This is a genomic window from Nocardia sp. NPDC004860, from assembly GCF_040609015.1.
GTDB lineage: Bacteria > Actinomycetota > Actinomycetes > Mycobacteriales > Mycobacteriaceae > Nocardia.
Genome location: NZ_JBEXJI010000013.1, coordinates 150,609 through 164,133, shown reverse-complemented (window position 1 = coordinate 164,133; position 13,525 = coordinate 150,609). Strand labels below are relative to the sequence as shown.

At 69.2% G+C, this 13,525-nt stretch carries 16 protein-coding genes; 6 read left to right on the top strand and 10 right to left on the bottom strand.

What is annotated here, in order from left to right:
- Positions 1 to 7: 7 nt before the first annotated feature.
- From ABZV44_RS23810 to ABZV44_RS23795, 4 genes are read right to left on the bottom strand one after another with little or no spacing between them, the layout of a single operon-like run.
- A complete protein-coding gene (locus ABZV44_RS23810; RefSeq protein WP_354840124.1) occupies positions 8 to 655 on the bottom strand; it encodes a response regulator transcription factor in 648 nt (215 codons plus the stop codon).
- A gap of 21 nt (positions 656 to 676) precedes the next feature.
- Positions 677 to 1,801 (bottom strand): histidine kinase, encoded by a 1,125-nt coding sequence (locus ABZV44_RS23805; protein WP_354840121.1) that lies wholly within the window; start codon positions 1,799 to 1,801, stop codon positions 677 to 679.
- 29 nt (positions 1,802 to 1,830) lie between these two features.
- Positions 1,831 to 2,532, bottom strand: coding sequence for an ABC transporter permease (locus tag ABZV44_RS23800; RefSeq protein WP_354840118.1), 702 nt, complete (start codon positions 2,530 to 2,532; stop codon positions 1,831 to 1,833).
- Between the two features lie 21 nt (positions 2,533 to 2,553).
- Complete coding sequence (locus ABZV44_RS23795) at positions 2,554 to 3,462, bottom strand: ATP-binding cassette domain-containing protein (RefSeq protein ID WP_354840115.1); 909 nt, start codon at positions 3,460 to 3,462, stop codon at positions 2,554 to 2,556.
- A 194-nt stretch (positions 3,463 to 3,656) separates the two neighbouring features.
- On the opposite strand from ABZV44_RS23795, the gene ABZV44_RS23790 reads away from it, so the two are divergent.
- From ABZV44_RS23790 to ABZV44_RS23780, 3 genes are all read left to right on the top strand, one after another.
- On the top strand, positions 3,657 to 4,289 hold the full coding sequence (locus ABZV44_RS23790) for a TetR/AcrR family transcriptional regulator (RefSeq protein WP_354840112.1): 633 nt from the start codon (positions 3,657 to 3,659) through the stop codon (positions 4,287 to 4,289).
- 2 nt (positions 4,290 to 4,291) lie between these two features.
- On the top strand, positions 4,292 to 4,957 hold the full coding sequence (locus tag ABZV44_RS23785) for a VC0807 family protein (RefSeq protein ID WP_354840109.1): 666 nt from the start codon (positions 4,292 to 4,294) through the stop codon (positions 4,955 to 4,957).
- Positions 4,958 to 5,120: 163 nt separating this feature from the next.
- On the top strand, positions 5,121 to 5,621 hold the full coding sequence (locus tag ABZV44_RS23780; protein WP_354840106.1) for a hypothetical protein: 501 nt from the start codon (positions 5,121 to 5,123) through the stop codon (positions 5,619 to 5,621).
- 19 nt (positions 5,622 to 5,640) lie between these two features.
- Here the strand turns inward: ABZV44_RS23780 and ABZV44_RS23775 are convergent, their stop codons facing one another.
- The 4 genes from ABZV44_RS23775 to ABZV44_RS23760 form a co-directional block, all read right to left on the bottom strand.
- A complete protein-coding gene (locus ABZV44_RS23775) occupies positions 5,641 to 6,255 on the bottom strand; it encodes a cutinase family protein (protein WP_354840103.1) in 615 nt (204 codons plus the stop codon).
- A gap of 299 nt (positions 6,256 to 6,554) precedes the next feature.
- Positions 6,555 to 7,418, bottom strand: coding sequence for a universal stress protein (locus tag ABZV44_RS23770; protein ID WP_354840100.1), 864 nt, complete (start codon positions 7,416 to 7,418; stop codon positions 6,555 to 6,557).
- A 46-nt stretch (positions 7,419 to 7,464) separates the two neighbouring features.
- Positions 7,465 to 8,277, bottom strand: a complete 813-nt coding sequence (locus ABZV44_RS23765; RefSeq protein ID WP_354840097.1) for a helix-turn-helix transcriptional regulator — start codon at positions 8,275 to 8,277, stop codon at positions 7,465 to 7,467.
- A gap of 140 nt (positions 8,278 to 8,417) precedes the next feature.
- Positions 8,418 to 9,071, bottom strand: a complete 654-nt coding sequence (locus ABZV44_RS23760) for a nicotinamide mononucleotide transporter family protein (protein ID WP_354840094.1) — start codon at positions 9,069 to 9,071, stop codon at positions 8,418 to 8,420.
- A 375-nt stretch (positions 9,072 to 9,446) separates the two neighbouring features.
- On the opposite strand from ABZV44_RS23760, the gene ABZV44_RS23755 reads away from it, so the two are divergent.
- Positions 9,447 to 10,322, top strand: a complete 876-nt coding sequence (locus ABZV44_RS23755) for an SAM-dependent methyltransferase (RefSeq protein ID WP_354840091.1) — start codon at positions 9,447 to 9,449, stop codon at positions 10,320 to 10,322.
- Between the two features lie 34 nt (positions 10,323 to 10,356).
- Here the strand turns inward: ABZV44_RS23755 and ABZV44_RS23750 are convergent, their stop codons facing one another.
- Positions 10,357 to 11,685, bottom strand: coding sequence for a PLP-dependent aminotransferase family protein (locus ABZV44_RS23750; RefSeq protein WP_354840088.1), 1,329 nt, complete (start codon positions 11,683 to 11,685; stop codon positions 10,357 to 10,359).
- Between the two features lie 63 nt (positions 11,686 to 11,748).
- On the opposite strand from ABZV44_RS23750, the gene ABZV44_RS23745 reads away from it, so the two are divergent.
- Together ABZV44_RS23745 and ABZV44_RS23740 are read left to right on the top strand one after the other, a co-directional pair.
- Positions 11,749 to 12,234, top strand: a complete 486-nt coding sequence (locus ABZV44_RS23745) for a PaaI family thioesterase (RefSeq protein ID WP_354840086.1) — start codon at positions 11,749 to 11,751, stop codon at positions 12,232 to 12,234.
- A gap of 51 nt (positions 12,235 to 12,285) precedes the next feature.
- Positions 12,286 to 12,495 carry a hypothetical protein gene (locus ABZV44_RS23740; RefSeq protein ID WP_354840084.1) on the top strand — a complete coding sequence of 70 codons (210 nt, stop codon included), beginning with the start codon at positions 12,286 to 12,288 and terminating at the stop codon, positions 12,493 to 12,495.
- A 29-nt stretch (positions 12,496 to 12,524) separates the two neighbouring features.
- Here the strand turns inward: ABZV44_RS23740 and ABZV44_RS23735 are convergent, their stop codons facing one another.
- Positions 12,525 to 13,409: a hypothetical protein gene (locus tag ABZV44_RS23735; protein ID WP_354840082.1), complete on the bottom strand. Its 885-nt coding sequence runs from the start codon at positions 13,407 to 13,409 to the stop codon at positions 12,525 to 12,527.
- Between the last annotated feature and the right edge of the window lie 116 nt (positions 13,410 to 13,525).

Genomic DNA, 13,525 nt, shown 5'->3' with positions numbered 1-13,525 from the left:
CCGGCCTTCAGGCCAATCCGGCGCGCAGTACGAGAATCGCTATCTGCGTGCGGTTTTCGAGACCCAGCTTGGCGATGACGCGGCTGATGTGCACCTTGACCGTGGACTCGCTCATATGGAGGGTGCGGGCGATCTCGGCATTGCCCGCACCCGTGGCGACGGCCCGCACGACCTCGCGTTCCCGATCGGTGAGCTGAGCGAGCTGGGCGAGCGCGTCCGGTTGCTGCGCGCCGGGGCCCTGGGTGAAGGCGGTGAGCATGCGTTTGGTGATGGCGGGCGCGAGGATGGCGTCACCGGCGGCGACCACCTCGACGGCACGGGCGAGTTCGCGGGGCGGAGTGTCCTTGAGCAGGAAACCCGCCGCGCCGGATTCCAGTGCGGCGTAGACGTATTCGTCCAGTCCGAAGGTGGTGAGGACGACCACCGCCGGCGGCGTGGGGAGGCCGCGGACCCGGCGGGTCACCTCGAGACCGTCCACGTGCGGCATGCGGATATCGGTGACCACCACATCCGGGCGATGCCGGTGCACCAGGTCCACGATGGCGCGGCCGTCGCCGTCCTGGGCGACCACCTCGATATCGCCGCCGGCCTCCAGGATCATGGCGATGCCGGAGCGCACCAGTTCCTCGTCGTCGAGCAGCACCACCCGGATCACGAAACCTCCTTCACCACATCGTCATTCGTCGGCCGTCAGCGGGAACGTCGCGTGCACCCGGTAGCCGCCGGCCAGCGGACCGGAATGCACGGTCCCACCGGCGAGTTCGACCCGTTCGCGCATGCCGAGCAGACCGAAGCCGGAACCCTGGGCGGCCAGGGCGGTCCGCTCACCGGGGCCGTTGCGGACATCGACGTCGAGACGATCGCCGGCGACGGTGAGCGCCACCCGCACCTCGGCCCCGGCCGCATGCTTGGCGGCATTGGTCAGCGCCTCCCGGACCAGTCGATGCGCGGCCCGGCCGACCGGTCCCGGCACCGGCGGCAGGTCCGGCGGCAGCGACAGATCCACCTGTTGCCCGGCGGCGACCGCCTCGGCGACGAGTTCGGCAATGGCGCCCAGGTCGGGCACGGGCCGCAGCGGCACTGCCTCCCCACCGTCGCGGGCGCGCAGCACGCCGAGCAGCTCCCGCATCTCGGTCAGGGCGCGCGATCCGGTGGCGCGGATGGTCCCGGCGATCTCGGCGGGCTTGCCGTCGGCGGACACCTCGAGCGCCCCGGCCAGCACGGTGATCTGCGAAATCCGGTGCGCCACAATATCGTGCAGCTCCCCCGCGATGCGCAGGCGCTCGGCCTCCACGGCCGCCGCAGCGCGCAGGTCGCGTTCACGTTCGGCCTGCTCGGCGCGTTCGCGCAGGGCCGCAAGGGTTTCGGCGCGCTGGTTGGTCCACAGTCCCAGCAGCAGCGGCAGCGCGAGCCCGACCGTGACGATGACGCCACGGTGGAAGAACAGCTCCCACCAGCTGCCCGCGCCCCAGGGCACCACCGCCACGATCACCGACGCGAGCGCCGCCGACCAGGTCGGGCGGCGGTTGCCGTAGCGCCGGGCGACCGTGTAGATCGCCAGCAGCATGGGCGCGAACGCGCCGACCAGCAGCTGCCCGAGCAGCGCCACCCCGAGTACCGGCAGCGGCCGGAAGCGCCGCGCCAGCAGGGCGATACCGGCCACGACGGCCACCGGCGGGCCCGCCGCGGCGGGCAGCAGGCCGATCGCGGAGGTGTGCACCTCCTCGAAACCGGCCACCCCGAAGAGCGCGGCGAGCACGACATCGAGGATCACCGTGCCGATCCGTCGCGTCGCGCTCATTCCGGCAACCCTAGTCGGGCTCGGCATTCTCACACGTCACGGCGCGCGAGCAGCACGCGTCCGAGTCCCAGCAACCCGGCCGCCACCAGCGTCAGCGGCAATACCAGCAGGGCGGGATTCCCGGTGCCGGGCTGCACCAGCTGCCCGGCGGACAGGAAGGGCATCACCTTCGGGCTGACGCCCGCCAGCACCGCGCCGGTCTCCACCACGGTCGGGAAGCCGATGGCCACCACCATGGCGACGGTCGCATTACGGGTGACAGCGGCCATGCCCATACCGGCCAGGGCGGCGAGCGTCACGTACACCGGTACTGCGGTGAAAGCCCTTGCCAGATGCGAGGTTTCGACCGGTAGCGTCGAGGTCAGCAGCTGCACGAGCACGGTCACGCCCACCAGCGCGAGGCCGTAGAGGGCGGCGAGCGCGCCCACCGTGAGCGCTTTCGCCGCGAGGACCCGGCCCGGCCGACGCACCGTGAGCACGGTGGTGGTGATGGTGCCGTAACGGTATTCGTGCCCGAAGGCATTGACCGCCACCGCGGTGGCGAACAGCGCGGCCAGCAGCAACGGCAGCCCCGAGACCGACGCGGCGAATTGCTCGCTCGGCGTGGCGTAGTCGCGGGCCGCGGACAGATAGGCGATGAAGACCTGCAGAGCCAGGCCGACAGCCAACAGCGTCCAGGTGGAGCGCAGGGTGGCGAGCCGGGTCAGTTCGTAGCGAATGGCATTGGACATGAGCGGAATTCCTGTTCGATGTCAGGCGACAACGTGGCCGCGGTACTGGGCGGAATCGGCGGTGGCCTGGAAGTAGGCATCCTCCAGACTGCTGCGCGCCTGGGTCAGCTCGGTGATCAGCAGCCCGGCGCGCAGGGCCAGGGCGGCGACACCCTGCCGGTCGTGACCGTCGACGGCCACCGTGCCGTCCGCCTCCACCCGGGCGCGGAACCCGTGGCGGTTCAACGTCTTCGCCAGTTCCGCGGGCCGATCGGTGCGCGCCGTGATGCGGGGCGCGGAGTTGCGGGCGACGAACTCGCGCACCGATTCCGCGGCCAGCAGCCGCCCGGCGCCGATGACGACCAGCGAATCCGCCAGGTGCGCCATCTCGTTCAGCAGATGCGAGGAGACGAAGATGGTGCGCCCCTGGTGCGCAAGCTCTTTCAGCAGATCGCGCAGCCAGCGCACCCCCTCGGGGTCCAGCCCGTTGGCGGGCTCGTCCAGGATCAGGGTGGCCGGATCACCCAGCAGCGCGGCCGCCAGACCCAGCCGCTGGTGCATTCCGAGACTGAACCCGCCCGCCCGCTTCCCGGCCACATTGCACAGGCCGACCAGGCCCAGCACCTCCTCGACCCGGCCCTCGCCGATGCCCGCTCCGGCGGCGATCATGCGCAGATGCCCGATGGCCGTGCGCTTGGGATGCACGGCGCGGGCATCGAGCATGACGCCGACCGAGCGCAGTGGATCGGTCAGCCCGGCGTAGGGCTGCCCGTCGAAAAGGGTGCGGCCGCTGCCGTGATCGAGGCCCAGCATGAGCCGCATGGTGGTCGACTTGCCGGCCCCGTTCGGACCGAGGAAGCCGGTCACCACGCCGGGCCGGACATCGAAGGACAGGTTGTCCACCGCCGGTACGTCCCCGTAGCGCTTGCCGAGCCCACGCGCCTGAATCATCCGTTCACCTCGTATCGGAAGGCGACGCCCGCTGCGTCGCCGTGTCTGCTCCGACGATTCCGGAGCGGGGTGGCGCGGCCATCAGCCGACAGCGCACGGCGAGATACCACTTTCGGCTTACCTCCGGGTCGATGGGTGCCGGTGGAACGGCCGATTCTCTTGCTCGGCCGAGCAAACCGCCGTAGGGTTTGCTCATGCAAGCAAAATCCAGCCCAGGCAAGCAAGCCTTGGGGCGGACCTTCACCGAGGTCGCCCGGCGCGCACAGATCGTGGACGCGGCCATCGAGGTCATTGCCGATCAGGGTTATCCGAACGCCTCGTTCGCCAAGATCGCCAAGCAGGCCGGGCTCAGCAGCACCGGCATGATCTCGTATCACTTCCAGGGCAAGGGCGATCTCATCCGCGAGGTGGTCGCCCGCATCATGCAGACCTCCGCCGAATACGTTGTCGCCAAACTCGATACGGAGGACGGCCACCGGGGCCGATTGCGCGGCTTCTTCGCCGCGAACCTGGCCCTGATCGACGAATATCCGAAACACATGCGGGCACTGTCGAATATCGCGGCCAACGCCGGGACCGACGATCCGCACCTATTCGGCCTCGTCGAGCAGCTCGACAGCGTGTCCGCGGCACAGGTCGAGCGACTGCGAGAAGGCCAGCGCGACGGGGCATTCCGCGAATTCGATCCGGTTGTCATGCTGATGGCCATCCGCGGCTCGGTGGACGCCGCCATCGCGCGCGCCGCCGCCGACCCGGCCTTCGACACCGCGGCCTGCGCCCAGGAACTCGCCGACATCTTCGACCGCGCCACCCGGAAGGACGCCTGATCATGGCGCTGCCCGCGACCACCCCGCAGCCCCCCGGCCCCGCCCAGAAGCGTGCGGCTTTGCGCAAACACACTGCGCGCCAGGTGATCCTGGAACTCGTCCTCCCCATCGGCGCCTACTACGCACTGCGCGGCGCGGGCGTCAATCCGTGGCCGGCACTGGTGGCGCCCGCCCTGCTCACCCTCCCCTTCCTCACCTACGACGCCGTCCGCCACCGCCGCGTCGACGCGATCGCCCTGTTCACCCTCACCATGATCGTGGCGGGCACGGTGGTGTCCCTGGTCACCGGCGATCCGCGCGCCCTGCTGGTCCGGGACAGCTGGCTGTTCGGGGCGCTGGGCCTGTGGACGCTGGGCACGCTGTTCACCCAGCGGCCCTTGATGCGCAGCTTCGCCCGCACCATCGTCACGGTGAAGATCGGCGAGGCGGGGTATCGGCAATGGGATGCCCGCTGGGACAACGACTCCCGATTCCGCCGTCAATTGCGCGTGCTGACCGCGGTGTGGGGCACGGGGTTCACCGTCGACGCCGTCATCCGGGTGGTCTTCGCCTACACACTGCCGCTCGACGCGGTTCCCCTGGCCACCACGCTGCAATGGCTCGTTGTCCTCGCCGGGCTGATCACCTTCCACATCGTCTACGTCACGCGAAACGGGCTGAAGGTCTGAAACACGGAAGGATTTGCCGGTCGCTGCGGCGAATTGACCGGCGCGGTGGCCGAAAAAGTGTGTCAGCCCCCTCGACAGAACTTCTGCCTTTGCGCCGTAAAGTGATACGTTTTCTCTATGGCCGGTTCGGCCGATAACACTTAATGCGCATCAGGGAGATGCCGTGTCCACAGCTGTGAAAGCGACCGCCGCATGGGTTTGCGGGGGAATTCTCGGGATTGTTGCCGGTTTGTTCGGGGCGGGCGGCGCGTACGCCGACGACACGGGCGGTCCCGCCCAGGTAGGCGACACCGTGTATTTCAGCATGGGCGAGTGGAACTGTTCGATCGGCGCGGCCGGCGCGGTGGGGTGTGATCTGACGGTTCCGGCGGCCACCATGAATGTGCTCTATGCCGGGGCGCAGGTGCCGTTCTCGAATGTGCCTGCCATTGCCATCGATTCGACCGCGCTGCCCGCGCATCCGGAGTGGAATTCCAACGGCAGCCACACCCTCGCGGGCGGAAATCCGGGCCTGGCCCCCATCGCGCAGCTGAGCGGACACGATCCGCAGTTCTCGATTACCCATGCCGGCGCGACCTGTCAGATCACCTTCAATGGCTCGGCCGTGTGCACGTCGATGGGGCACGGGTTCAGCCAAAGGGGACCAGTGCCTTTCGGCTACTGATCCCCTTCGAATCACTTGATTACCGGTACCAGACGCCGGAATCCCAGTCGCCGTAGTCCCAGACATTGAAATCGTAACGACCATGTGCTCCCCCGAAGAGGTAACCCCACCAGCCGGCCGAAGTGTCGCAGATCTGGTCGTCGTGGTTGCACACCGTCAGAACCGGGAAGTCGCCGAACCAGTCGTCGACGCCGGCCAGCGGATAGCCGATGATCCAGTTGCCGGGAGTCGAGGACAATCCGCCCCAACCCGGGCCGGGGGCCCGCTTGGGATCCGACAGCAGAATGGCATTGGCATTGTCGACGTCCTGGTGTGCGGTGACCCAGGCGTGCACGATGCCGGCGCCCTCACTGTGCCCGATCAACCGGATGTGGTCGCCCGGGCATTCGTTGCGGTGCTGCCAGAACAGTCGGTCCAGTTCGTTCAACCCCGACATCGGGTCGGCGGAGTTGTATCCGACTGGCTGATCGACGTACGGGATGAAGATGGACGAGGTGTTGTCGCCGAGTCCGCCGATGCCGATCGCCCAATCACCGGTGCAGACATCGGCATTGGCCTTCGGGGCCGCCAGGTGTGTGATGGAAAAGAGGATGGCCAACAGTAATGCGGCGAAGAGCGCCGTTGCTCTACGCATGGTCGTAACTTTCTTTATTTGTGTAACCTCCGGGTCGGGCCCGGCTTGCGCATGATGTACCCAAAAATTGCTGGGGTTCTTGATTTCTGGCGAAACAGTTACACACGCACTGCTTTTGTTGGCCGTACCGCGATGTCAGCGGGCCGTGTGTACACGACCCGGCGAGCTTGCCGGGCATTGACGCGGAGACGTTCGGCCATCAGTCGCACAGCGCGCGCGTCCGTCGCGTCCGAACCCGGTGTGCCGGTGCGAAACTCCCGTAACCTAGCATGCGCTCCGCGAAATGGGGCGCCGCCGGCTCAGTTGCGCAAGCGGACCAGGGCGATGGGGCACTCGCTGCCATGCAGCAGCGCGTGACCGGTCGAGCCGAGCGCCATACCGGGATAGCCACGGGTGCCGTGGCTTCCGACCACCAGCAGTTGCGCGCCGGCGGCGGCATCGAGCAGAACCCGGGCTGGACGTCCTTCCTTCACAACGGATTTCACCTCGACGCCCGGATAGTCCCGGGTATTGCGCTCGAGCATGCGCGTGAGCAGCTGGATCGCGTCGTCGGACGAGCGAGTGTCGCTGTCCCCGGACACCTCCCACGCCTGGACCGCGATCAGCGGCACGCCGCGCCGGGAGGCCTCGTCGAAGGCGATCTCGAGCGCGCGGACGCTGTGCGGCGACCCGTCCACGCCGGCCACCACGGGCCGGCCCGACAGCCCGTCCGTCTCACCGGGAACCACCACCACCGGCCCCTGTGCATGCCGCGCCACACCGGTGCTGACCGACCCGAGCAGACTGCGGTGATAGGCGCTCATCCCGCGCACGCCGACCACCACGTAGTAGGCGGTGGCGGCGAGCTCTGCCAGCACCATGACGGCCGGGACATCGACGAGGAAGGTGCGGATATCGCGAATCTCGCTGTCCCCGGCGGCTTTCCGCGCGATCTCGGCGGCGGCGTCGAGGGCGGCCTGGGCGGTGCCGCGCAGCCGATCGTGCAGCAGCCGGACCGGGCTCTCGTCCAGGGGCGATTCGCCGTCCGCGGGCACCGCGAACACCAGGTGCAGGGCCGCGCCGCGCAGGGCCGCGTCCACGGCGGCCCAGCGCACGGCGTGCAGGGCGGACTCGGAGGCGTCGACACCGACCACGATCGGCCGGTCGAGACTGTAGACGGGCACGGCGTTCGGCCTCCCTCCGGGTGGAAAGAACCTTCCGCGGGCGATCCTACGAGCCGACCGGACGGTCTCCAGGTCGACTCGCCGTGGGCAGTCCGACGATGAACAGGGGCTGATCGGGGTACATCTGGGTGGATTGATCCCGCAGGATCTGCCACAGCAGCGCATACGGTTCACCGGTCTCGGCATCGCGCAGGCGCATGATCGTCGGCGCCCCGGTGAGGCTGTAGTGCTCCTCGGTCCACATGCGCCGGAAGATTTCGAAGCGGCCGAACTCGGTCAGCAGCCGGGCATCGTCGGCGGCCTCGCCGACGATGGCCATCACGCCGCGCAACGTGGCGATCGCACGGCGCAGATCGGACTCCCAGTCCGGCAGCACCGCACGCGCGGCCGGATTGGTGAGCATCCACCGCAGATAGTTGCCGTCCTCGCCGACGCCCGGAAAGGTGCGCAGATGAGCGGTATTGGCGGCCAGCACATTCAGATACCGGTCCAGGTAGGCCGCGGGGTGCGGGAGGTGGGCGGCCAGAATGCCCGGCACGTCCGCGGCGATCGGGCCGCGGGCCGCGGCCGGGTGCTGCGGCAGGGCGGCGAGTTCGAGCAGATGCCGGTATTCGACCGGGGTCACCGGGTCGACCTTGTGCAGATAGCGCACCATGGCCGTCAGTACCTGCTCGGTCGGGTGGTCGCGATCGCCGCGTTCCATGCGCGTGATGTAGCTGACGCTGACACCCGAACCGAAGGCCAGCCGCTCACGCGAGACGCCGCGTCGTTCCCGCAGCCGCCGCAGCGTACTGCCGAAGCTCGGCGGTTCCACCCGCCCGAGCATCGACCCCGAGTCGCCGAAAGTTCCGTCACTCATATCCCGCCCCGGAAAACACTCCACCCGCCTGGATGGACCTCGATCAGTGGCTACTGCCTAGCAGCCTGCTCTCCTGTCGGCAAATCGAGAATCCGGAACAAATAGGGGCAGCGCAGCGAATTCCCGGTCTCGGGACCGGCTCACTCGCCGCCGGCGGGCGCGGCGACGGCCACCGGGGCGGCGGGAAGGCCTCGGCGCGAACGATATTCGCCCCGCCAGCGCAGGAACCCGAGCACCACGAGCAGGAAGAACAGACCGTAGACCGCGCCCGAGGCGTACAGGCCGGATTTCATCGCGAGCGGCACGCCGACCAGATCGACGAGCATCCAGATGATCCAGAAGTCGGTCAGTGCCCGGCTCTGCGCGAAGGTCGCGATGGCACTGCCGACGAAGACATAGGCATTGGCCCACGGGGACCAGGCGATGTGCAGCCAGCCGAGGTGGGCGAACGCCTCGGCCACCGCGACCGTGCCGGCCGCCAGCAGGGCCAGCAGCGTCAGGCGTTCACGGCGGGTGGCGGGCCGGACCATCAGATCCCGGTGCTCGGAGGTGCCGCGTCGCCAGGCCAGCCAGCCGTAGCCCGCGAGCCCGATGAACAACAACTGCTTGAGCGCATTGCCGGGAACGTGGGCGTGCACCGACGCCGCCAGCAGCAGGACCGCACCGGCCAGCTGCACGGGCCACGTCCACATGGTCTTGCGCATGGCCAGCCACACCACCGCGAGGGACAGCAGATTGCCGGCGGCGTCGGTCCAGAGGATGTGTTCACCGAACAGGTCGAATCCGGCGTTCACCGGGCCTCCTCCGCTGCCTGCCGAGCACAGCTGCCGGATCCGGGTCCCGGGGTGTGCGTTCTGTCGTCGTGCGGAACCACCGTGCCACAGCCCGATATTCCCGCCACCGGCCCTCCCCGATCGGCGACCGGCGCGCCACAGGCATGGACCGCCGGCCTTGATGCCGATCGCCCTGGAACGGTGAGGGTCCCGCGTCGAAAAGGCGCGCGGTGCGCGGCGGATCTACGAGGTTCCAGCCGATCAGGATGATCAGATCGATCGCGGACAGGACATTCGACGATGCGAATTGCAGCCAGATGATGGATCCATGGTGGATTCCGGCTGACTTCGCGCGGCGGAATGACCTTGTGCGCCCGCGTGAGTACGTTGGCGAATATGCGCACCGAAGGTGATTCCTGGGATATCAAGACCAGTGTTGGATCCACGGCATTGTTCGTGGCGGCGGCCCGGGTGCTGGGTGGCCGCGCGATCGATGCGCCGGCGCACGATGAGTTCGCCGAGCTGTTCGTGCGGGCCGCGGGCGGGGAATGGGCCGAGCTGCTGGCGGGCCGGCTGCCCGAACACCCGCTGCTGGCACCCGAGTTCGGGGTGCAGTTCCAGCAGCATCAGATCTCTCGCACTCGATATTTCGACGATTACATGGCCGCCGCCTCGTACGCGGGGGTGCGTCAGGTGGTGATTCTGGCGGCCGGCCTGGACTCGCGCGCCTACCGGCTGGCGTGGCCGGACGGCACCGTGCTCTACGAGCTCGACCGCCCGCAGGTGCTCGACTTCAAACGGGAGACGCTCGCCGCAGCCGGGCACCGGCCCCGCGCCGAGCGGCACGAGGTGGCGGTCGATCTGCGCGAAGACTGGCCGAAGGCCCTGCGCGACAGCGGATTCGATCCCGCCGTGCCGACCGCGTGGCTGGTGGAGGGCCTACTGATCTATCTGACGCCGGCTGCGCAGGACCAGCTCTTCGAGGCCATCGCGGGGCTCAGCGCGCACGGCAGCCGGGTCGCCATCGAGCAGATGGATCCGCTGCCCGCGGAGTCGGTCGCCGAGATGACCGGGGAGGGCGAGACCGGCGCGGACTGGGTGGGCATGATCTACAACGAGCCCCGCAGCGACGCCACCGAATGGTTCACCGCCCGCGGCTGGACCGGTCAGCGCGTCAATCTCACCGACTACATTCACGACCTCGGCGGCACTCCGCCCGACAATCCGCGACAGCAGTCGCTGATCAATCTGGTCACGGTCACCCGGCCCTGACCCGGCTCCGCCCGGATCTCGCGCGGTCCAGGTGTCACAGCGGCACGCTGTCCAGGGCCGCGCGCATTTCCGCGAGCACCAGTGGAAGTTCATCCGGGGCGGGCGATCCCAGCGCGATGCGCAGCCCGTGCGGCACGTGCGCGGTGGTGGCGAACGCCTCGGCGGTGCAGACGCGGATGCCGCGCCGGGACAGTTCGGCGGCGATCCGGTCCATGCGCTGGTCCGGATCGATGGGCAGCCACGCGAAGAACGAGCGCGGGTGGGCGATCGGATTCCGATCGCCGAGCTCCCGGTGCAGGATGCGCTGATGTTCCTGCGCGGCAACGCGACTCGCCTGTTCGAGAGTGTCGACGGTGCCGTCGGCGAGCCAGCGGGTGGCCAGGGCGCTGGTCAGTCCGGGCGGACCGGCCATGGTGGCGCGCAGGGTGCGGGCCAGGGCGGGCGCGGCCACGGGCGGGTGGACCAGCATGCCGAAACGCAGTCCGGCCGCGACGCTCTTGGACAGGCTCGACACCCAGAAGGTGCGCTCCGGGGCGATGGCCGCCAGCGGTGGCGGGGCCGGATCGGCGAGAAAGGCGTAGGCGGCGTCCTCGATCAGGAACAGATCATGCCGGCGCGCAACGGAAACGAGCGCGCGGCGCCGGTCGCTGTCGATCACCCAACCGAGCGGATTGTGCAGGGTCGGCATCGTATAGACCGCGCGCACCGGCCTTTTCGCGCACAACCGCGCCAGGGCGTCGGGATCCGGGCCGTTCCCGGCCGCCGGAACCGGTGCGAGTGTGAGCCCGTGCGCCTGGGCCAGCAGCTTGAATCCGGGGTAGGTGAGCTCGTCCACGGCGATCACATCGCCGGGTGAGAACATCGCTCGCACAATCAGATCCAGCCCGTGCTGCGCCCCGGCGGTCACCACCATCCGCGACGGATCGACCTCGATCCCCCGCCGCCCGAGGAACCCGGCGACTGTCGCGCGATCGTGCGGCCGCCCGCCCGGCGGCTGTTGCCGCAGCAGGGCGTCCAGATCGCCGGAGGCCGCCAGGTCGCGTAAACCCGTGCGCAGCAATTCCTCCCGACGCGGCGACAGCGGCTGGGTGAAGGCCAGATCCGCCCATACCGTCTCCGCCCCCGGCCCGTACGCGGCCGCGGCCAGCCGCACCGACCGATCCCGCACGAAGCTCCCCCGCCCCGGTTCGCCGACCACCAGCCCCGCCCGCTTCAGTTCCGCGAACACCCGGGTCGCGGTGGCCACCGCGATACCGTGCTCGGCGGCCAGTTGCCGATGCGTCGGCAGGCGCTGTCCCGGCGCCCAGCGCCCGTCCCGGATCTGCCCGGCGAGGGCGGCGGCGACATCGGTGTAGGTCCGCATCATCCGACTGTACCTAGGACAATTTCTTGATCGTCCTGACCCCGCGTCCTACCGTCCGTTGCCATGACGATCGCGACCACCGAAGTGCCCGTCCTGGACTACCTGCGCGCACAACTGGACGGCACCGGGACCGACGGCCTGACCTGCCAATTCCATTACCCCACCGCCATTTCCCGCACCCTGGGCATCCGGCTGGTGGCCATCGACCCCGGCCGCGCCACCGTCGAAATGGACACCGATCCCGCCCGGCACGGCAACCAGCAGGGCACCGTCCACGGCGGCCTGCTCACCGAACTGGCCGATGCCGCCATCGGCACCGCCCACTCCACCGTCGTGGGTCCCGGCGAAACGTTCACCAGCATCGATCTCCGCGCGGTCTTCCTCCGCCCGGTATGGCAGGACACGCTGCGCGCCACCGCCTTCCCCACCCACTCCGGCCGCACCATCACCCACTACCAGTGCGATATCACCCGAGCGGACGGCAAGCCGGTCGCCACGGTGACCAGCATCGTCACCACCCTGCGCGGCGAACGCTCGCACGGCCGCTGAGTATCGGAGAATCTTGACGCCGACGGCAGGTCACCGTTCGCCGGGTACCGGGTGGCGGCGTTCACCAATGCCGAAGAGGCACAGGCCGGATTCGCCGACAAGGCCACATGGCTCCTCCAGGACCGCCTCATCGCCTTGGGCGTCGACCACCGCGCAGCCGAGCCCTTCGCCCCGCACATCGAGGTGGACCGCAACCTCTACACCGGCCAGAACCCCGCCTCCTCGGTCCCGCTGGCCGCAGAACTGCTGAAGGCGCTCTGACCGGCCTTCGGATTCCCGGACCGCCGGCCTTACCGAACCGTGTCGCGGTAGCGTTGTGACAGCATGGGCGGGAAGGCGAGGTCGGCGTCCATGATGCGAATTGTCAAGGTCGAAGCCAATTTTCGCAGGCGGTCGCAGCCGTCCGGTCCTATCGCCTCGTAGGGGTGGGTCGATAGTTCGTCGGTGCGGGTCTCGATCGCTGCGCGGCGCGCGGCGCCGTGGGTGCTCAGGGTGAGGTCGCGGTCAGCGAGCCAGTTGCGGTCGCGCAGTGCGGCCACCCCCTGGGCCCAGTCCTGTTCGGTCCAGGATCGGCTGATACGCAGGACTTCCGGCGGGATCTCGCCGGTGGCGGCGTGGGTGATCAGGGCTTCGAGGCCGCTGAGGCCCTCGGTCAGGAGGAGGGCGACGTGGCCGTCGCCGCGGAATTCTCGCAGCAGGGTCTGCGCGTGCCAGAGCACGAGGTGCGGTTCGGCCGGCCACGGGAGGGCGGCGTGTGCCGCGAACAGGGGGCGTCCGTGTGCGCGTTCGCAGGCGCGTTCGGCCGCCTGCCGCGCCAGGGTGGCGGCCTCGCGTACTTCCGGCCCGTCGACGTCCGCGCCCCAGGCCTGCCGCAGTGAGCGGTCGGCTGCTGCCAGCCGGGCATGGAGAATGTCGCTGGGAGCGGCGAGGTTCCATGCGGCGGGCAGGACCGCGCGGACCGCCGCGGGATTGAAATTGAAGAAGGTCGCGATGGTGACCTCGGCCGGCACCGGCCCGAAGGCGGCCGAGCGGGACGCGAAATACATCATGCGCGGATCGGTGATACCCAGCTCCCGATACACCTGCGGCCCGTGCGGGCTGAAGTAGATCATGCCGTGCACCGGCTCCAGGGCGCGGTAGGTCAGTCGGGCGGTGGCGGGGGAAAGCGTGCTCACGAGATCGCTCCCATGTCTCATTGCGTGGAAGACGCCGAACCCGGCTGTCGCCGTGCGGCACCCGCAGCGCGACGACCGGATGTGACGTGCGTCATCACATGCTTACCCGAATCCGA